Annotated in this window: 16 protein-coding genes; 2 read left to right on the top strand and 14 right to left on the bottom strand. The window is 62.4% G+C overall.

All coding sequences use genetic code 11. The features are described 5' to 3' along the window. Positions 1 to 199: 199 nt before the first annotated feature. From HCZ87_RS09290 to HCZ87_RS09225, 14 genes are all read right to left on the bottom strand, one after another. Complete coding sequence (locus HCZ87_RS09290; RefSeq protein WP_167643477.1) at positions 200 to 1,675, bottom strand: TRAP transporter large permease subunit; 1,476 nt, start codon at positions 1,673 to 1,675, stop codon at positions 200 to 202. Positions 1,676 to 1,677: 2 nt separating this feature from the next. Further along, positions 1,678 to 2,199, bottom strand: a complete 522-nt coding sequence (locus HCZ87_RS09285) for a TRAP transporter small permease (protein WP_167643476.1) — start codon at positions 2,197 to 2,199, stop codon at positions 1,678 to 1,680. 78 nt (positions 2,200 to 2,277) lie between these two features. Then, complete coding sequence (gene dctP, locus HCZ87_RS09280; protein WP_167643475.1) at positions 2,278 to 3,276, bottom strand: TRAP transporter substrate-binding protein DctP; 999 nt, start codon at positions 3,274 to 3,276, stop codon at positions 2,278 to 2,280. 329 nt (positions 3,277 to 3,605) lie between these two features. Further along, on the bottom strand, positions 3,606 to 4,397 hold the full coding sequence (locus HCZ87_RS09275; protein WP_167643474.1) for a cyclase family protein: 792 nt from the start codon (positions 4,395 to 4,397) through the stop codon (positions 3,606 to 3,608). Then, positions 4,394 to 5,632 (bottom strand): SDR family NAD(P)-dependent oxidoreductase, encoded by a 1,239-nt coding sequence (locus HCZ87_RS09270; protein WP_167643473.1) that lies wholly within the window; start codon positions 5,630 to 5,632, stop codon positions 4,394 to 4,396. The genes HCZ87_RS09275 and HCZ87_RS09270 overlap by 4 nt, the downstream gene beginning before the upstream one ends. Continuing rightward, a complete protein-coding gene (locus tag HCZ87_RS09265) occupies positions 5,629 to 6,804 on the bottom strand; it encodes a thiolase family protein (protein WP_167643472.1) in 1,176 nt (391 codons plus the stop codon). Before HCZ87_RS09265 ends, HCZ87_RS09270 begins: the two co-directional genes overlap by 4 nt. After that, on the bottom strand, positions 6,804 to 8,417 hold the full coding sequence (locus HCZ87_RS09260; RefSeq protein ID WP_167643471.1) for an AMP-binding protein: 1,614 nt from the start codon (positions 8,415 to 8,417) through the stop codon (positions 6,804 to 6,806). Before HCZ87_RS09260 ends, HCZ87_RS09265 begins: the two co-directional genes overlap by 1 nt. 338 nt (positions 8,418 to 8,755) lie before the next feature. Beyond that, positions 8,756 to 9,877, bottom strand: a complete 1,122-nt coding sequence (locus HCZ87_RS09255) for a class II histone deacetylase (RefSeq protein WP_167643470.1) — start codon at positions 9,875 to 9,877, stop codon at positions 8,756 to 8,758. A gap of 2 nt (positions 9,878 to 9,879) precedes the next feature. Beyond that, positions 9,880 to 10,884 carry a branched-chain amino acid ABC transporter permease gene (locus HCZ87_RS09250; RefSeq protein WP_167643469.1) on the bottom strand — a complete coding sequence of 335 codons (1,005 nt, stop codon included), beginning with the start codon at positions 10,882 to 10,884 and terminating at the stop codon, positions 9,880 to 9,882. Positions 10,885 to 10,888: 4 nt separating this feature from the next. Then, positions 10,889 to 11,761, bottom strand: coding sequence for a branched-chain amino acid ABC transporter permease (locus HCZ87_RS09245; protein WP_167643468.1), 873 nt, complete (start codon positions 11,759 to 11,761; stop codon positions 10,889 to 10,891). 3 nt (positions 11,762 to 11,764) lie between these two features. After that, the gene (locus tag HCZ87_RS09240) at positions 11,765 to 12,463 is read right to left on the bottom strand and encodes an ABC transporter ATP-binding protein (protein WP_167643467.1); all 699 of its coding nucleotides are present in this window, start codon (positions 12,461 to 12,463) and stop codon (positions 11,765 to 11,767) included. Then, entirely contained in the window at positions 12,460 to 13,230 is a 771-nt protein-coding gene (locus tag HCZ87_RS09235; protein WP_167643466.1) for an ABC transporter ATP-binding protein, read from the bottom strand. Before HCZ87_RS09235 ends, HCZ87_RS09240 begins: the two co-directional genes overlap by 4 nt. Positions 13,231 to 13,232: 2 nt before the next feature. After that, positions 13,233 to 14,510: an ABC transporter substrate-binding protein gene (locus HCZ87_RS09230; protein WP_167643465.1), complete on the bottom strand. Its 1,278-nt coding sequence runs from the start codon at positions 14,508 to 14,510 to the stop codon at positions 13,233 to 13,235. A 54-nt stretch (positions 14,511 to 14,564) separates the two neighbouring features. Beyond that, positions 14,565 to 16,127 (bottom strand): GMC family oxidoreductase, encoded by a 1,563-nt coding sequence (locus tag HCZ87_RS09225; protein ID WP_167643464.1) that lies wholly within the window; start codon positions 16,125 to 16,127, stop codon positions 14,565 to 14,567. 273 nt (positions 16,128 to 16,400) lie between these two features. Between HCZ87_RS09225 and HCZ87_RS09220 the strand changes: the two genes are divergently transcribed. Continuing rightward, positions 16,401 to 17,360 carry an AraC family transcriptional regulator gene (locus HCZ87_RS09220; RefSeq protein WP_167643463.1) on the top strand — a complete coding sequence of 320 codons (960 nt, stop codon included), beginning with the start codon at positions 16,401 to 16,403 and terminating at the stop codon, positions 17,358 to 17,360. A gap of 294 nt (positions 17,361 to 17,654) precedes the next feature. Next, positions 17,655 to 18,953 (top strand): alpha/beta fold hydrolase, encoded by a 1,299-nt coding sequence (locus HCZ87_RS09215; protein ID WP_167643462.1) that lies wholly within the window; start codon positions 17,655 to 17,657, stop codon positions 18,951 to 18,953. Positions 18,954 to 19,039: the final 86 nt, after the last annotated feature.

The raw sequence follows: 19,039 nt of genomic DNA, 5'->3' as shown, positions 1-19,039 counted from the left end.
CCATCAGATGCTGGCCAAACTGGGCCTGAAACCGCATGTGCCCGGCTGCGGCGCATTGCTGTCGGGAGCATACGCCTGAATCCAGCGCCTTGAGCGCAGCAACGCGCGCAAGGCGACGCACACCGCCAGGTTCCAGTCCAAAGAGGCGCCGACCGTTTCACTATCGGTCGGCGCCTCTTTTTTGACATGGGCGGTTGTTCTACTTGATCAGGTTGGGCAGCCAGGTGGCGACCGAAGGCACCAGTATCAGAAGCGCAAGCACCGCCAGCTCGATCAGGATGAAAGGCAGTGCCGAGGTGATGATCTGCCCGATCGAGATCCCCTCTGGTGCCACGCCCCGCATGACGAAAAGCAACAGGCCGAAAGGCGGGGTCAACAACCCGACCTCCATCGTGATCAGGATCAGCACCATCAGCCAGATCGGATCAATCCCGTAAATCGCCTGAAGCGAGGTCGGCCCCAGCAGAAAGAACGGAAGCGTCAGCAGCAACATGCTGACCTGATCCATGAAGGCCCCGAGAAACAGCAGGATGACGATCATGAACAGCACCACCGACATTGGCGAAAGATCCAATGCCGTCAGGGCCTTCAGCAATCCTTGCGTCGCCCCCGAAACCGCCATCGCCTGGGTGAAGACCAGCGAGCCGGCGATGATGAAGATAATCATCGTGTTGACCTTAGCGGTCTCCATCAGGGCCTTGCCGATCTCGGCCCAGCCAAAATCGGCACCTTCAATGCCGGTGATCGTGATCTTGTTCTTGAACAGCCGGAAGAACAGACAGGCGCCCAGGGCCGCCAGACACCCCATCGCCGCGGCTTCGGTCGGCGAGGCGAAGTTGGTGAAGATACTGCCGACCACGACAACAAAAATACTGAACAGTGGCAGAATGTAGATAATGGTCGGCAGCAGGCGGTTCAGCATGCGCAGCCAGCGCCCTTCGTAGGAGCACGACCAGAGAGTGCCGCGCCGGGCGTTGATCGCGATGGTCAGTGGCCGGTCGAGGTAGCTGGTGTCGGGATCATATGCGGGGGCCAGATCCGGGTTGAGGGTGCAGCGGATGATCACATAGGCAAAAAAGCTCATCGCCATCAGAAAGCCGGGGATGATCCCCGCCACCAGCAGCAGGGCCACGGATTTCTGCGCAATGCTGGCCAGCAGCACCGCCAGCGAGGACGGTGGAATCAGCATGGCGATGCCCCCAACGGCCATGATCGGCCCCATCGCGATCGCCGGTTTGTAGCCGCGCCGCAGCATGTCCGGCAATAGCACCTTGCCCAGGATCGCTGTATTCGCCACGGTCGAGCCGGACAGGGAGGAAAACACCGTTCCGCCGACGATCGAGACAATGGCCAGCCGGCCCGGCACCCGCGCGATCATGCGCTCGATCGCGCCGATTGCCTTGAAGGCGACTCCGGTCTCCAGCAAGATTTCCCCCATTAACAAAAAGAGGGCGATGGTTGCGAGCGAATAGGATATCGCCTCGTGAAACTCCATCGGCATGCTTTGGAGGGACAGGGAGGCGATGGTCCAATCGCCCATCGTGGCAAGGCCACCGATAAAGAGGGCCGTGCCGAAGATATTGGCCGCCATGAAGGCAAAGGCCACCGGCAAGCCGAGAAACAGAAAGAAACAGACAATCCCGAGCAGCAGGATAAGGGCAGAATACCAATCCATCATCAAAATCCTATGTCTGTCGAGACTTTGTAATCGGGTCGCCCGGCGCGCCGAAAGCGGAACAGGAACTCGATCGCAAGCATGATGAAGGAGACAGTGAAAACAGCGAGAACGATCCAGTTCGGGATTTGCAGATCCTTGTCCGGCAGGGACCCGAAGGCATAGCTGCTAAGGGTGCCATTGGCGCCGAAATAGGCCATCGCAAAGCAAAGCAGCGCGCCAAAGAGGTCGATCACGCGCTCCACCCTCGCGCCCAGCCGGGCGGGAAGGGCTGTCAGTATGATGTCGACGCGCACATGGGCGCCTTTATACAGAACCCAGGCCGCTGACAGGAACACCCCGGCGTAAAGGCCGTATTCGGCACCTTCATTCAGCCACTCCAATCCGCGCCCACCGAGTTTGCGGGAAAAGAAGTCGAAAGGAACAAGCAGGGCAAAGAGCCCGATGGATCCGGCCACACAGACGGCGACACATAGGTTGAATTTCTCAAAGAGGGTTTCGAAACTGTCGATAAGCGAGGCCATGAACGTCTCCGGCGCGTGTTGCAGGCAAAGCCGGCAGACCGTCAGGAGACGGTCCACCGGTATTTACGTCTGGTGCGATCACTGAGAGTTGGTGAACAGCTCTTTCAGCTTCGGCCCGGTCTCTGGGTTTTGTTCGATGAATTCGGCCCAGGCGGTTTCGCGCGCCATGTTGACCCATTTTTCGGCTTCTTCGCCCTCAAGCGTGATGGTCTCGATGCCGTTGTCGTCAAAGACCTTGGCCATTTCAGCATTCAGCTGCTGTGAATAGTCGCTGGAGCCTTCCATGCGTGTCTCGGAGCCGATGATGACGTCGTTGATGATCGCGCGGGCTTCATCGCTGAGCGCATTCCATTTGGTCAAATTCGCAACCGTATGGATGGACGCGCGGTAGACGCCGGGCTCGACCCGATATTTGGTCACCGGGAACCAGGACGGAGAAACACCGCGCACCGACCAGCCATAGCCGTCAACCGCGCCGCTTTCCATCAGCGTATAGACTTCGGGCATGGAAGAGCGCTGAACCGTCGCGCCGAGGGATTTGAAAAAGGCGGTATAGACCGGCGAGACCCGCAGGTTCAGGCCGGTCAGATCGGCCTTGTCAATGGCTTTGCCCTCGCCGAGGAACAGGTTGAACGGACCGTCGTCATGGTGGCGACCGACGAATTTAACGTTCTTTTTGCTGGCGATTTCCTGGAAATAGTCGACGCCACCGTTTTCGCGCAGCTCGGCAAAGGTCTTTTCCTGGAGCCGCAGAACCGGGGCTTCGGGAATGAGATTGCCAAAGAACGCCTCGGGGCAGCCGGCGATGTCATAGGCCCCCTGTGCCATGCGCTCGACCACCTGGAAAGGGCTGCCGATGGCGGGTGCGCCGCCAAGGAGGTTGATCTGAACGACCCCTTTGCCCTTTTCGTTGATCTCTGTCACCAGCTCTTCGAAGGGCACGCCCGGGGGGGCGCCGATGGGAAAACAACTCACACCGCGCAGCGTGACCTCCTCGGCGGCGAGCGGCGTGGCCAGAAATGTGCCGGCCGCGACAACCGCGGCGAGCCCTTTGAGAAATATGGTTTTGGAATTCATCACGGAGTCTCCCTATGGATGATGATTTTGAAACGCCGTCTGCGCTGCCGTCGCTTCCATCAGCCCCAAGTCAAGCTGTCCGGGCGCGGCTTTTTTGCGTTCTTAAAGCGAATCCATCCCATCCGAGAATGACTGCACTCCTGTATTTTACAAGTAAAAATATTCATTCACATATTATAAGTTGACGGGACGCACGTTCATATGGCCGTGCGTCTGCGCCATCGCCTGCAGCTTGTGCAGGCGAGGTGCTGCCCCTGCCGCTGGGCCATGGCATGCAGCACACACGGCGCGCCGCGCGCGCCGATTTTGCGGCGCCGCAGCAGAACAACTTAGGCGGCTTGCCCCTCGACCAGTGCGATGACCCGCAGCGGGCTGCCGGACCCGCCTTCGATCTTGAGCGGGCAGGCGACGATGAGCGCGCCAAAGGTGGGCAGCTTGTCCAGGTTGGTCAGGCATTGCAGGCCGAACCTGCCGTTGCCATGCAGGATCGAATGCGCGGGCAGGGGGGGATTGAATGTGCTGGCCTGGCCGGCATCGGTGCCGACCGTCTCCACCGCGAGACCGACGCAGTTGCGCTCGTGCACCAGAAACTCAACAGCGCCCGCGTCCGGGCCGGGGGAATGAGCCCCGTCTTCCAGCAGGTTCAGGTATTCCGGTGTGCCGACACGTTTGTACCAATCCGTGCGCAGGGCAATCCAGTGGCGGGGCGGGATGGTGCCATTCTTCTTTTCCCACTCTTCGAGGAACTCACGGGTGAGAAGGAAATCCGCATCTGCTGCCGCCTCGCCCGAGATGTCGATCACCACCGCGGGCGCGACGAACTCCTGTGCCGGGATCGCGTCCACCGTGTTCGAGGGAAGATCCTTGCCCGTCACCCAATGCGCCGGAGCGTCGAAATGAGTGCCGGTGTGTTCGTTCATCGAGATGTTGTTCCAGTACCAGGCAGGCCCGTTTTCGTCATAGCGTGACAGTTTTTCCATGCGGAACGGCGCACATTGGCCGAACTCCGCCGGCAGCACGATCACCGGGAAATCCGGGCTGAGGGTATTGGTCAGGTCGATGACGCGCACCTGGCCAGAGGCCAACGCGAGGGCAAGATCTGAAAGCACGGTATCGCTCATTTGTTTTCCTCGCGAATTGTCAGGATCGGATCTTGAAGCCAGCGGGCCAGCACATCTTTTGCCACCTCGTCGGCGCAAATGGTTTCTTGCCCTTGCTCCAGGGCCGTCACGACCGCCCTGGCAATCTGCGCCGATGTGGTCTTGGGGGGCGGCACATTCTGATGCCAGCCGTCCTCGATCGGGCCGGTCAGAACAGACATGACACGGATGCCGGTCTGCGCCATCTCACCGCGCAGGCTGGCCATGAGGGACAGGCGTGCCGCGGCAGTTGCGGAAGACCCGGCATACCCCGCCTTGCCGGTCAGCCCATAGATGGAGGCGATATCGACCAGGGCGGCGGCAGACCGATCGCCATCATCCGAACGGGCGGAGAGCGCCGGAGCAAAGCCCTGCGCCAGGCGCATCAGGCCGGTGACTTCCAGATCCAGCCCGGACTGCAGGTTGCTCAGGTGGCCGCCAAAACCGACGCCGCCCTGACGCGTGAAACGGGCGGTGTTCACGACGATCTCCACCCGCCCCCCGAGCTGCCCGGCCAGGGTCTCGATGCTGCGGGTATCGGTCAGGCTCAGGTGAACCGGCTCGATGCCGGGGATCGCCTCGATCTGCTCCTGTCCGGGATAGCGCATCAGGGGATCGGCATTGCCCAGAAACACCGTCTTTGCGCCGGCCTTGAGCAGCGCCTCGGCCACGGCCTGTCCGATTTCGCTGCGCCCGTCAGTGACGAGGACGCGCCGGAACTTCGGATGGGCAGTGAACACCCGCAATTGAGGATCATCAGCCATATGCGGTGTCTCCCGTTCCGGCATGGCAAAGAGCGCCGGATTTCCAGCCCTGTCGAGCTTCAGTTCCAGTCTGACGCGATCACCGCGCGCCACGTCCCCATGCAGATGCACGGTCGCCATTGGTCCCGCATCCAGCCGGGCAGAGCCGATGCGCCAGGGCAGGTGCTCCTTGAAAAACAGGTCAATCGAGCTTCGGATTGTTGTTTCTGCCTCGATCACCGCCCCGTTTGGCTGGTCTTGCCAGCTAAGCGTGCCCCAGCAAAAGGGGCAGCGGTCGCGTTGCGGGTAGGTGGCCTTGGCGCAGTCGTCGCAGACCTGAAGCACGAACCGCCCCATGCCGGCACGGGCCGCCATCGCGGTGGCCGAACGGCTGCGCAGGGTGGGGGAGACATGGCCCGCGCGGGTGACTACCAGCGGGTCCTTGCGTTTTGGCGGTATCAGCGGATCGGTCATCGCAGCACATCCTGTTCCAGAACGGCGGCCCCGGTGCAGATGCCGCGATCATAATTCACCAAACCAAAGCCGGAAATCAGCGCCCGCTGTGCATTCGGTATCTGCTCGCCCAGCGGATCGTGCAGGATCTGCCGCAACCCTTCGGTCACATTCTGAAAGCCGCCGGCCGCGCCGGCCTGACCTGCGGAGAGCTGCCCCCCATTGGTATTGAGCGGCAACGAGCCTCCGATGGTGAAATCAGTATCCGCAATGAACTGCGACAGGCTCGCCTTGTCGCAGAACCCCAGATCGGCCAACTGCATGGCCACGATCACAGGATAGTCGTCATAGGCTTGGACCATATCCATATCCTGCGGGCCATATCCCGCCGCCGACCACAGATCGTCAATATCGCGCGCCCAGCCACCACGTGTCTGCACCCCGTCCTCGGCAAAGGCATTGTGCCGCTCGATCGTTGCGGCCAGCCGGGCGGTGGACAGCCCTAGCTCCTGGGCCTTTTCGGGCGTCGTCACGATAAAGGCCTCGGCCCCGGCGCAGGGCATCACGCAATCAAACAGATGGATCGGATCCGAGATCGGCCGCGCCTGCATGTATTGCGCGTGGGTCAGGGGTTTCTTCATCAACGCATGCGGGTTGGACAGCGCATTTGCACGTTGCGCGACGCAGAGCTTGGCGAAATCTTCGCGCGAGACGTCATAGCTCCGCATGAAATTATCGGCGATCAGCGCAAAGGTCGCATTGGGTCCACCAAAGCCGTAGGGATAGGTCGCATCCTGCGAGAAACGGGAAAACCCCTGCAACGTCTGGCGAAAGCTGTCGATCTGGTTGGTGTCTGCGGCGACGCAGGCCACCAGTTCGGCATCGCCCATCTGAACCGCACGGGCCGCGCGCCGCAGGGCCATGACCCCGCTCGCCCCGCCGGTGGGGATATGATCCATCCAACGCGGGCTGAGACCGAGATGCTGCACCATGCCGACAACCGTATCGGGCACCGCAGAGAAGCTGGCAAAACAGAAGCCATCAAAATCCGCCGGGCCCAGTCCGGTCTGACGCGCAAGGGCGGCCAGTGCCGCACCGGTCCACCAATGCGCGCTCTTGTCAGAGAACCGCATATAGGGGACGGTGACCGGCGCACAGAGGGCAACGCCGTCATAGGGTTTTTGCCGTGCCATCAGGGTTTGCGCTTTTTCAGATGTCTGGTGTCAATAAAGCCATCGGTTGCAAAGGTCTTCGTCATGAGGTCCTTCAGCTGACCTCTGAGGATTTTCTGTGTCGCGGTCAGCGGCAGTTCATCGACAAAAGCGATCCAGCCCGGCACCTTGTAATAGGCCATCTGATCCAGCGCCCATGTCACGATCTCTTCGGCCTTGGTGCGGGTGCCCTCCGCGCCATCCAGGATGATGAACACCGCCACCTCGTCGCCGCGTACCTCGTCGGGGGCGGCAGCGGCGGCGCAAGAGGCGATCTCGGGGTGTCGGCCCAGGATCGATTCAACCTCCACCGCCGAGATATTTTCGCCCGAGCGGCGGATCACGTTTTTCTTGCGATCCACAAAATGCAGCGATCCGTCTTCGTCCTGCTGCACCACGTCGCCGGTATGAAGCCAGCCGCCCTGCCACAGCTCATCCGTCGCCTGTTGATTTTTCAGATAGCCCGAAAAGAAGCCAAAGCGCGGATTGTCACCGGCGCGGCGCACCAGCATTTCACCATGGGTGCCGGGCGGCACGTCCTTGCCGGCGTCATCGACAATGCGGACCTCGACGTCCTTGCCGGGGCGACCAAAGCAGGCCGTTCCGGTCTTGCGCGGCTCTTCATTGGCGCAGATGACGCCGCCCGACCCGGTCTCGGTGCAGGCCCAGGCCTCGATCAGCGGAAAGCCGTAACGCTCTTCGAAAGGGTCGTGCAGCTTTGCATCCACGCCTGCGCCAAATCCGAAACGGACCGTGTGATTGCGGTCCTCTTCGGAAGGCGCGGCCCGCATCAGCATGGGCGGCATCACGCCAAGGTAATGCACTACCGTCGCGCCGCTCTCGCGGACCGAGGCCCACCAGCTGCGGGGGTGGAAACGGTCGAGCATGATCAGGCAGCCGCCCGATGTCATCATCGCCATCACCGACACCGCCATGGCGTTCATGTGGAACACGGGCAGGGGTGTCAGCATCCGTTCCGCGTCCTGGCGCAGGCTGATGTGGCCACCGGCCCCGGCATACCAATCGCCGGAATAGAGGTAATATTCGTTGGACAGGATGCAGCCCTTGGGTTTGCCAGTTGTCCCCGAGGTATAGAGCAAGGCACATTCGGTCTGGGCGTTCACTGTCATCTCTGCCGATGCAGGCCGGATGGCCGGCGCAAACGCCCCGTCCGGCGGCGTGACAGGGATGGCAAGCCCGGCCGTGGCCACCGCCGCCTGCATTTCCTGCAACCGCTCGGGCAGAACAATGGCCAGGATCATTTCGGAGTGTTCCGCCAGATATTCCAGCTCCGCCAGCCGCAGGTCTGGATTGATCGGAACCACGGATGCGCCAAGCGCATTCAGTGCCAGCCAGATTTCCAGAAACACCGGGCGGTTCTCCAACAAGAGGCCCACACGATGGCCCGCGCCATATCCCGCCTCTGCAAATCGCGTGCGCCAGCTCTCTACCCGCTGCGCCATCTCGTCATAGCTGATGTCGCCTTGCGGGATGTCATAGACCTTTGCCGTTTCCTCCAGCACATGCAGGAAGGCCGCGGCCCCGCGGCGCGCGGCGGTCTTCTTGAAGCGTGAGTATACTGTTTCGGTGTTCATGCCTGCCTCAGGTTGGTGCTGGATGGTATGGACAGGCGCGTCGATGGTGAATGGATCAACGCGCTTGAGTTTGATCAGAACGGCCCCGCCTGCCTCGAAACGGCGCCTGCGTCATAGCCTGTAGCCCGTCGGATGATATCCGGCTCCATTCTATGCTTGAGCATAGTTTTATATATGAAATAAAATTCCGTCAAGGGCGTGTTTGCGGATCTGCTCCAGCTGCCCATCGCGACCGCATGTTGCGCTCCCATATCCATTCTCCATGATCCTGGCGCGCCGGGACCAGCCCCCGGCGCAACGGCCCGCACCGCATTCCAGCGGCGGCGCGGGCCATGTCGTTACCCGGCCGACGGGCAGGGCGGGCGGGCTTCGGCCAGGGCGTCGATGGCTGCGAGCTGCGCCGCGACGGCCTCTCGCCCCGGTTGCTGCGCCTCTATCAATTCGAGGAAGGGATCTTCGACCTCGCTGCGCACCCCTGCCAGCGTTTCAAGCACCGCCAACGCGCAGAAGGGCACATAGCTTTCCGCATAGCCGCCTTCCTGCACAAAGACGATGCGCCCGTCACACAGGCTGTCGGCCAGCGCCAAGACCGATTTGGTCATGGCGCGGAAGGTTTCGCTATGGGCGACCATGCGGGCGAGCGGATCCACACCGTTTGCGTCCAACCCGTTGACGACAATAATCATATCGGGCGCAAATTCGGTGAGAGCGGGGGCGACGATCTTTTCGAAGGCAGCGATATAGGCGTCGTGCCCGCATCCCGGCCAAAGCGGGATATTGACGGCGCTGCCCTCGGCTCCCGCGCCGCCACGGGCGTCGGCCTGACCAGAGGCGCCGGGTGGGAAGCATGCCTCTTGGTGCATGGAAATGGTGAGGACGTCGGGATCCTCCCAGAAAATGGCCTCGGTCCCATTGCCGTGGTGCACATCCCAATCAACGATGGCAATACGGCCGATGCCGGCCTCTTTTGCCGCCAGCGCAGCAAGCGCCACATTGGCAAACAGGCAAAACCCCAGCGGTTGATCGGGCAGGCAATGGTGCCCCGAGGGGCGCGAAATGGCATAGCTGCGTTTGCGTTTGCCGGTGGCCACATCCATCACCGCGGCTTCGACCAGACCCGCGGAGAGGGCGGCGATCTCATAGCTGCCGGGCCCGAAGGGTGCAGAAAAATGCAGCGCCCCGCCACCGGCGTCACTCATTGATTTGAAGGTATCGAGATACTCTTGCGGATGGACCCTGGCGAGGTGCTCGGTGGTCGCTTCCGGGGCGGTCATCACGTCAAATGCCGAGATCAGCCCGGAGGCCTGCATCAGCGAATGGAGGCGACGTTTGGGCTCGGGACTGTCCGCATGGCCGCCCCCCGATGGCGGTTGAAGCCAGCCGCCGACGGGCATGACCAAGACGGCTTGACCAGCGCTGAACCAAAGCGTTTTTTCGTCAAAGTAGAAAGCCGGACGCATGATTAAGTCTCCTGTGTTGAAGGGGTAGAAAATCGGGCGGGAAGGCGTCGCCGGATCGGAAACAGCTCGATATCCCAGCGGCTCTGGATGCTGCCCCAAATGCCCTTGGGCGCAAAAAGCATCATCGCTATGGCGATTAGGCCGAAGGCCAGCAGCGACCAGGCTTCGAAATCATCGAGGTATTCGCGCAGAATGTAGAACACGATGGCGCCGATGATCGGGCCCTCGATGGTGCCGATACCACCGATGATGACGATAAAGATCGGATAGGCGACCCAGTTGATCGAAAACGCGGCGTCGGGGCGCACGTTCAGCGCCGACATGAAGATCAGGGCGCCGACGACCCCGGCAAGGCCGGATGCCGCAAGGTAGACGATCCGGCGCGTGCGATTGACGGCCACACCGACCCCGCCCGCACCGGCAGCATTGTCACGCATCGCCATAAGGCCGAGCCCAATCCGGGAGCGCAACATCCAGACCATCAAGACAAGCGACAGGATGGTGATGCCCACCACGAGCAGATAGGTCACATCCTCGCGAAAGCCGCGCTCGAACTGGCCCATCGTGGTGAGGCTGCGGCCCCGGCCCCCACCGAGCCAGTTGATATCGGCGTTGACGGCCAGCCGGATGGTTTCCGCGATCACCCAGCTTGCCACCGCGAAATAGGCCCCCTTGAGCCGGAACAACAGCCAGCTGGTCGGCAGGGCAAAAACCGCGGCGATGACCCCGGTCAAAGGCACCGCCCAAAACGGGTTGAGGCCAAGATCCTGCGCCAGGACGATCAGGGCATAGGCACCAACCCCGACCCAGGCCTGCTGTCCGATCGAGAACATGCCAGCGTATCCGGCCATAAAGTTCCAGATCTGCGCCAGCGCGAGGAAATAGAGGAACTCCACGATCGAGCGTTGCAGATAGGCCGAGCCCCAATAGGGCACAGAGATCAGCGCGGCCAAGGTCACAAGCGCAAGCGCCGCGCCAATGCGATGTTGGGTTTGCAATGCGGTCATATGCTCAGTCCCGTTCAATGGTTTCCGGGAACAGTCCCGAGGGGCGGATCGCCAGCACAAGCAGCGTGGCGACATGGCCCGAGAGTTGAAAGAATGCCGGGTTGACGAGATTGCCCATGGTTTGCGCCACCCCAAGGATGACCCCGCCGATCAACACGCCCTGAATGGATCCCATGCCGCCGATGATGATCACCTCAAAGGCGAAGATCAGCCGCGCCGGCCCGTCAAAGGGTGCGAAGTTGGTGCGCAGCCCCATAAACACCCCGGTGATCGCAATGATCGCAAAGGCCAGCCCCATCGCCAGCCCGTAGGTGCGGCGCGGATCAATCCCCATCAGCGCAACCACCTCCGGGTCGTCCGAGGTGGCGCGAAAGGCGCGCCCCAGCATCGTGTGCCGGAAGAACCAATTGAGCGCGATCAGCAACACAATCACGACGCATAGGGTCATCAGGGGCAGCACGCCGATGGCAAAATCCTCGGTCAGCGGCAGCGACATGGTTTGCAATTGACCCGCCGAGAGCGTCTGCCGATCGGCAGAGAAGGTCAGCAGCAAGGCGTTCTGGATCACCACCGAAAGCCCGAAGGTGAGAATGATCGAGGGCATGATGCCTTCGCCCAACGACCGGTTCATGACCCGCTCCTGGAACAGTCGTCCCAACAAGAACATCGCCGGGATCAACACCACCAAAGAGGCCAGCGCGGGCAGGCCGAGCACGCGCGTCACCACCAGCGACATGAAGGAGCCAAAGACGATCATATCGCCATGGGCCAGGTTGATGGTGCGCATGATGCCAAAGGTCAGGGCAAGACCCAGCCCGTAAAGGGCGTAGAGCCCGCCCAATAGAACGCCGTTCACGCTTGCGTAGAAAATATCCAACGGTCAGACTCCGAAATAGGCGTCGGTCAACGCCTTCTGGCTGAGATCGGCGGGCTTGCCCTCAAGGCTGACGCGGCCTTCAAGCAGGCAATAGACATGGGTCGCCACCGAAAGACCGCGCCCGATGTCCTGTTCGACCAGCACGATGGTGGTGCCCGCTGCGCGGATTTTGTCGACGGCCTCGTAGATCTGATTGACCACGATCGGGGCCAGCCCAAGGCTGATTTCATCCATCAACAAAAGGTCGGGATTGGACATCAGCGCACGCCCGATCGCGACCATCTGCTGCTCGCCCCCCGACAGATCGAGCGCCTTGTTGGCGCGCCGCTTTATCAATTCGGGAAACAGATCATAGACCGCCTCCCGGGACCAGGCGCCGGGGCGTTTGGTATAGCCGCCGATCTGGGTGTTTTCATCCACAGTGAGCGAGGGAAACAGCTTGCGGCCTTCGGGGACCATGGCAATCCCCATCGCGTTGAGCCTATGCGCCGGGATGCCGGTGATATCCTTGCCGTGCAGGAAGATGCGCCCGCCGGCCGGAAGATCCCCGCAGATCGTGCGCATCAATGTGGTCTTGCCTGCGCCATTGGCCCCGACAAGGGCGATGGTCTCGCCCGCCCTGGCCGAGAGGGTGATACCGTGCAGGGCCTGAAACAGGCCGTAATGGGCGGTGACGCCATCCAGAGAAAGCAAATCCGTCATGCGAGTTCCGCCGTGGCGATGGAATCTCCGAAATAGGCACGGCGAAACGCCTCGCTCTCGATCACGTCGCGCGGGGCCCCGTCGGCGATCTTGTTGCCGAAGTCGAGCGCGATGAGGCGGCTCACCGATGACATCAAGGCGTGGACGATATGCTCGATCCAGATGATGGCAACGCCAGAGGCGCGGATCTGCGCGATGAGGTCGATCAACTCCTTGACCTCGTAATCCGATAAGCCGCCCGCGATCTCGTCCAACAGCAGCGCCTTGGGCCCACAGGCAAGCGCGCGGCTGAGTTCGAGCCGCTTGCGGCCCATCAGCGAAAGCCCGCCCGCCGTGCTGTGGTGCCGATCAAGCAGCCCGGTCCGCAAGAGCGCCTCATGGGCGCGATCCTCGGCCGCACGACGGGACAACGCGCCGCCGTGACTGGCTGCGACAAGCGCGTTTTCCCAGACCGTCATCAGCGAAAACGGCGCCGGCACCTGATTGGTGCGCACCAGACCGGCGCGGCAGCGGGCCTCGGCGGAGAGGCGCGTCAGGTCCTGTCCCTGGAACGTCACGGTGCCGGCATTGGCGGCAACCGTGCCGCCGATCATCTTGAGCAGCGTCGTCTTGCCCGCGCCATTGGGGCCGAGCACCCCGATGGCCTCGCCCGCCGCAAGATCAAAGGACACGTCCGAAACGACGGTCACCGCGCCATACCGCTTGCAGAGGCCCGACACGGAGAGGAGAGGCTCTCCTCTCCGTGCGCTAGATGTCTCCTGGGTCATGGTTACCAGGTCTTGTATTCGAGGGTGCCACCGATCTGGAGCTCGGGGGAATGGCCGTTGTTGGTCGCAATCAACGCATAGGCGCCGCTGTCCTGCTTTTGCCACTGCCCCCCGGCGAGGGGCGTCTTGGCGACATTGGCAAAGGGCGGGAAATCGCCCCATTTGACATGCCCCACGATGGTGGTGAGGTCGGTGGCGTTGACCGCGGCCATGATGCCCTCCGGCGATATCTCGGTCGCGCGCCTCAGCACATCGACCGCCACCTCGGTGAGGGAGTGAATATAGCCCAGGCTCTGGATCCACTGGTTGCCGGTGGCCGCCTCATAGGCAGCGATCAAATCGGTCGCGGTCTGGCCAGTCAGCGACGAGGCAAAAGGAAACTGCGGCCCCCAGTAGACCTCGCCCGACAGATTGTTGCCAAGCCCGTTCGGCATGGCCTCGATTCCCTTGGGGGTCAGCGCGGCCTTGGCGACGGTGACCATCTTGGGCTCGAACCCCTGTTGCTTGGCCTGTACGAGGAAGGTCGCCAGATCGGGCGGCAACATCACCCCCGTCACGATTTCCACCCCGGCCTTTTTGAACGCCGCGATCTCGGCCGAAAAATCATCCTTGAGGTTCTGGTATCGACCGGCGTCAACCACCGTAAACCCGGCAGCCTCAAGAGCCGGGGGAAAGCCCAGTTCGGGGTCGGCAAAAGCGGCCCCGTCGGGGTCGTTTGGCCAGAGACCGCCAACCACCTTGTTGGTCTCAAGACTGTTCCAGAGCTCCAGATACACATTGGTCAGATCCTCGGCCCCCCAGAAATAGTGATTGGTCCATCTGAACGTTGTCTCGCCCGCAACGCCGCCGCGCCCAAAGAACCAAGGCTGCCACGGCGTTGCGGTGGACACGCAGGGCACCCCGTTCAGCTCGGCGACGTCGCAGACCGGGTTGGTGGTGTCCGCGGTCGATGACACCAGGATCAGGTCCACCTCGTCGCGCAGGATCAGCTCCTGCGCCATGTCGGCAGCGCGGTTGGGGTCGGATTGGGTGTCCTTGTCGATGAATTCGAAATCATATGTGCCGGTCGCTGTCTCGATGGTGCCGCCCATGAGCTCGCGGAACTGCTCGATGGCCCAGCCGTCCCCCTCCGAGATCGCCCCCAATGCGCCGGAGCGAGGGGCGACGTAGCCGACTTTGAGCGCCCGGGTCTTGGCGAAAAGCGCTCGCGACAGGACGGCAGGGGCACAAAGCGCGGCCCCGGTTGTTTGCAAAAGGCGGCGGCGGTTCAGCTTCATCATCTTTAGTCTCCCTTGGAGGTCACGCAGGTTTTTCCTGCTGTTTTGGGTTGGGTATCAGTGTGGGGACGCGCGCATCATGTCGGCACATTTCTCGCCGATCATGATCGCGGGCGCGTTGGTATTGCCCGACATGATTGTCGGGATGATCGAGGCATCAGCGACCCGCAGCCCCCTGATGCCGCGCACCCGCAGATCCGGATCGACAACCGCCATCGCGCCCTGGCCCATCGCGCAGGTGCCGACCTGGTGGTGATAGCTGCCGACCGCGCTGCGGGCATACTCCGCAAGCGCCGCGTCATCCGTCACGTCGGGGCCGGGATAGACTTCGCCGGTGATCCAGGCGGCGAGCGCAGGTTGCGCGGTGATCGTGCGGATCTCTTTCATGGAGGCAACCAGCGCGGCCACGTCATACTCGGTCGCGAGCAGGTTCGGGTCGAGCGCGAGCGGGTACGAGAGCGCCTTGCCGGTCAGGCGGATCTGGCCGCGGCTCGTCGGGCGCAACCCGGCGGCGTGAAAGGTCACGGCGCGGTCAGGTCCGGTTTGCCCCGGCGCATAGGCCGGAACGCAAAAGAACAGCGGTTGCAGATCGGGCACCTTGATGTCGGCGCGCGAGCGGGTGAACATATGCACCTGCATCGGCGGCACCGAGGGGTCCGTCGGGAATTCGTATTTTTCCGACATGGCATAAGTCATGGGCAGGAGCGTGTGATCGTGCAGGTTCTGACCAACGCCGGGCAGATCCATCGCCACGTCGATCGCCATCTCCCGGAGATGCGCAGCCGGACCGATGCCCGACAGCATCAGGATGCGCGGGCTTTCCAGCGTTCCGGCGGAAAGAACCGCCTCCCGCCTCACTTTCACATGGCTTTCGCCTGAGGGGCTGACGACATGCACGGCCTCGACGCGGCCGTCCTCAAGCCCCAGACGCGACACCCGGGCCTGCGTGACGACGCAGAGGTTCTCCCGGCTGCGCGCGGGGTCAAGAAAGGCCGCATTGCTCGATGCGCGTTTGCCGTCGCGCGCGTTGAATTGAATATAGCTGATCCCGTCCACCCGCGCGCCGTTGTAATCCGGGTTGAAGGCGATCCCCGCCTGGCCGGCGGCTTCGATAAGGGCGGGATACAGCGGGTGACGGGCATGGCGCGTCGTCACATGGAGCGGTCCACCGCTGCCGTGGTGCGCGTTCGCGCCTTTGTCAAAGTCTTCGGATTTCAGGAAATACGGGCGCAGGCTGTCCCAGTCCCAGCCATGGCAGCCCTGCAACGCCCAGGCGTCGTAATCCTGTGGCGTGCCGCGCACATAAATCATGCCGTTCATCGCCGAGGAGCCGCCCAGGACCTTGCCGCGCGGCCAATAGATGCGGCGGTTGCCGGCATGGGCCTGCGGGGCGGGCTCATACTGCCCATCGTAATCCGAGTGCCAGATCTCGATGGTGCGCAACGGTGTCGAGACCATATCCGGCGTGTCGCCGTGACCGGCTTCGAGCAGCAGCACCGAAACCGAGGGATCCTCGCTGAGCCGCGCCGCCAGAACGCAGCCCGCCGAACCCGCGCCGCATATGACATAGTCAAAGGTTGCACCATCCGGCAATGGTGCCTGAGCCCGATCCTGGGTCATGTTTGTCTCCGCCGGCTGTTCCTGTTTCGAAACTTTCGCCGGGCTTTCCCTGTTGGTGTTTGAAATGATCTTGGCAGCGCAACGCGACCCTGAAAGCCGAATTCGGCAGGGGATGGACATATCCGGCAGAAAAGGTAATCTTCACGCAATTAGACGGTCACACAACAGCGGGTTTTGCCGCCCGCCTTGGTGAACAAGCCCGATTTTTCCGCGAAACTTGGAGCTGCGCAAATGCGACCGGGACAGTCAAGAGAGGCGGCCGGAGCCACGGGAGTGTTGGACTCGCCCGGCCTGCTGGGTCATTTCCCACCGGTTTGCGTTGAGGATCTCTCTGCGGCGCATCGACATGTCACCCAGCACTTTGGCGCGCATCTCATTTCCAAGTCCCGGCATGATGCCGACCTGCGCTTTGTGCATCGGCATGCGCAGCTTGGCTCGCTGTCCTTCAACACCCTGAGCTATGGTGCGGATGTCGACGTTCATGTGGGCTGGGTTGATAGACCGCTGTTTCTGATGATGGTGCCGCTCGAAGGGCGGGCGCAAATCGTTCAGGGCGGTCAGCGCAGCGAGGCCGGGCGCGGACATCTGGTCATTCTGGACCCGCGCGAACCCTTCGATCTGCATCTGTCGGCTGGCCAGCGAAACCTGACCATCGGCATTCCGGCAGAGACGCTCAAACAGGCGCTGGCGGCGCGGCGCCAGGATCACGCGCGGCTCTCCTTTTCCCATCAGGCACAGGTGGTGGATGGCGCGGTTTCGATGCTGATGCGGTTTACCGATTTCCTCTGTGGCGAGTTGGATCTGGCCCAGGCCGGAGGCATGGTGCCAAATGTGTCGCAAGCGCTGGAAGCCTCGTTCCTGCATCTGTTTCTCCAGGGCGCTTTGGAGCCGGACAAGGATATGCGGCGCGTGGTGCCCCGATCAGTGCGCGTGGCGCAGCGCTACATGATGGCGCATCTCAAGGACCCGCTGTCGACCGAGGCGGTGGCCCAGGCCGCAGGCATTTCACAGCGAACGCTTCGCGCGCATTTTGCCGAGGCCTGCGGCGTTTCGCCAGGCCGCTGGCTCTTGCAACAGCGTCTGACGGCAGCGCGGCGCGATCTCACGGAAGGCGCAACCAGCGTGACCGAAGTCGCGTTGCAATACGCGTTTGGCAACGTTGGACGCTTCTCCCGCGCCTACCGCGATGCCTATGGGGAATACCCGTCGCAGACCCTGACCAACCGGCATTGACAGCGGTCGGCGGAACCCGGCGGGTCTGATATTCTCTCGCACGCGCCGAACGGTGTTTTCCACCGTACTGTCTCGCCAAGGCGAGGACGCATCTCGGACCCGCGTTTGCCTCGTGATCTCGACCTGTTCGAGCGACTTTCGACGCTGTTTTTACCGCGCAACTTTTATCTCGCGAAGCGGGCGCAAACCACAGGCTGCGCCCCTGTGACACAACGTAAGCTACTGCATTCATTGTTGTGTCATCTCCATCTGCGTAGACATTGCCTGCAATCGTCACGCGATCGGAGAAGACGCATGAAACTTAAGACCACGATTTTGGCCGGTCTGGCCACCAGCGCATTGCTGACCGGGGCCGCCACTGCCGAGAATCGCATAGACATCCAGCGCCCCGATGCGCCCGAGCTCGCCGACTTCGGCGATTGGCCGATCGGCGTGCGCAGCATGACCTTCACCGATGAGGATCGGGCCGACGTGCTGAACAGCGGCACCGAAGTGACGACCTATGACCGCCCCTTGCCTGTCGAGATCTGGTATCCCGCCGCAGAGGGCACCGAAGCCGGCACCACCTACGAGACCGTTCTGCGCGATGGCGAGACACCGGTGACACTCACCGGTCGCGCCGCGCGTGATGCCGCCCCCGCCGAGGGCAGCTTTCCGATGATCCTGATTTCGCACGGCTACCCCGGCAACCGCTACCTGCTGAGCCACCTTGGCGAGAACCTGGCCTCCAAGGGCTATGTCACCGTTGCAGTCGATCACACCGACAGCACCTATTCTGACAAGGCCGCCTTTGGCTCGACGTTGGTGAACCGACCGCTGGACCAACGCTTCGTGATCGACAGCATGGCTGCGCTCGATAACGAGATCGGCGCCATCACCGACACCAGCCGGATCGGCGTGATCGGCTATTCGATGGGCGGCTACGGTGCGCTGATCTTCGCCGGGGCCGGCCTGTCCGAAACCGCCGTCACCCGCACCGAGCCTGCTGCCTACGTGCCGCCTGCCGGCCTGCTGAACCAGCACGCCAGCGGTTCGGAGAGCCATGCTCAGCTGGTGGATCCGCGCGTCAAAGCGGTAATCGCCATCGGTCCCTGGGGCCGCAACCGGGATTTCTGGGACGCCGAAGGGCTGGCGGGGATCAAGAAGCCGCTCATGCTGATGGCCGGCAGTGCCGATGCCGTATCGGGCTATCCCTTCCTGCGCGAGATCTTTGCCGAGACCACCGGCACGGATCGCCTGCTGCTGACCTTCAACTCCGCCGGCCATAACGCCGCCGCGCCAATGCCCGCCCCGGCGAACAGCTATACGGTGTCGGAAAAGCTCGGCTGGGCGCCCTTTGAGCATTACGCAGACGCGGTCTGGGACACCACGCGCATGAACAATATCGCGCAGCATTTCGCGACGGCCTTCTTTGACCTGCATGTGAAAGGCGAGGAGGCGATGGCCCCCTATCTCGACCTCGTCGAAACAGCAGAGGACGGTGTCTGGTCGATGACGGACGACGTGCCGGGCCCTGAGCACAACTACTGGACGGGCTTTGCCAAAAACACCGCCCGCGGGCTGCGCCTGGAACACCGCGCCGCCGGGGAGTAAACGAATGCCCGGTCCCGAAGTCTCGGGGCCGGGTTTAACCCAGCCATTGCGCTGCACGTTCCCTGCGCTCACCCGGGCGTGGGCGT

This window comes from Phaeobacter sp. HF9A, assembly GCF_011806385.1.
GTDB lineage: Bacteria > Pseudomonadota > Alphaproteobacteria > Rhodobacterales > Rhodobacteraceae > Epibacterium.
This window is presented reverse-complemented; position numbering and strand designations above follow the sequence as displayed.

Bases quoted from the DNA above. Each gene is read 5' to 3' on its own strand.
- dctP (WP_167643475.1), bottom strand. From the start codon at position 3,276: ATGAATTCCAAAACCATATTTCTCAAAGGGCTCGCCGCGGTTGTCGCG.
- HCZ87_RS09275 (WP_167643474.1), bottom strand. From the start codon at position 4,397: ATGAGCGATACCGTGCTTTCAGATCTTGCCCTCGCGTTGGCCTCTGGC.
- HCZ87_RS09285 (WP_167643476.1), bottom strand. From the start codon at position 2,199: ATGGCCTCGCTTATCGACAGTTTCGAAACCCTCTTTGAGAAATTCAAC.
- HCZ87_RS09250 (WP_167643469.1), bottom strand. From the start codon at position 10,884: ATGACCGCATTGCAAACCCAACATCGCATTGGCGCGGCGCTTGCGCTT.
- HCZ87_RS09270 (WP_167643473.1), bottom strand. From the start codon at position 5,632: ATGACCGATCCGCTGATACCGCCAAAACGCAAGGACCCGCTGGTAGTC.
- HCZ87_RS09235 (WP_167643466.1), bottom strand. From the start codon at position 13,230: ATGACCCAGGAGACATCTAGCGCACGGAGAGGAGAGCCTCTCCTCTCC.
- HCZ87_RS09215 (WP_167643462.1), top strand. From the start codon at position 17,655: ATGAAACTTAAGACCACGATTTTGGCCGGTCTGGCCACCAGCGCATTG.
- HCZ87_RS09290 (WP_167643477.1), bottom strand. From the start codon at position 1,675: ATGGATTGGTATTCTGCCCTTATCCTGCTGCTCGGGATTGTCTGTTTC.
- HCZ87_RS09260 (WP_167643471.1), bottom strand. From the start codon at position 8,417: ATGAACACCGAAACAGTATACTCACGCTTCAAGAAGACCGCCGCGCGC.
- HCZ87_RS09230 (WP_167643465.1), bottom strand. From the start codon at position 14,510: ATGATGAAGCTGAACCGCCGCCGCCTTTTGCAAACAACCGGGGCCGCG.
- HCZ87_RS09225 (WP_167643464.1), bottom strand. From the start codon at position 16,127: ATGACCCAGGATCGGGCTCAGGCACCATTGCCGGATGGTGCAACCTTT.
- HCZ87_RS09265 (WP_167643472.1), bottom strand. From the start codon at position 6,804: ATGGCACGGCAAAAACCCTATGACGGCGTTGCCCTCTGTGCGCCGGTC.
- HCZ87_RS09240 (WP_167643467.1), bottom strand. From the start codon at position 12,463: ATGACGGATTTGCTTTCTCTGGATGGCGTCACCGCCCATTACGGCCTG.
- HCZ87_RS09255 (WP_167643470.1), bottom strand. From the start codon at position 9,877: ATGCGTCCGGCTTTCTACTTTGACGAAAAAACGCTTTGGTTCAGCGCT.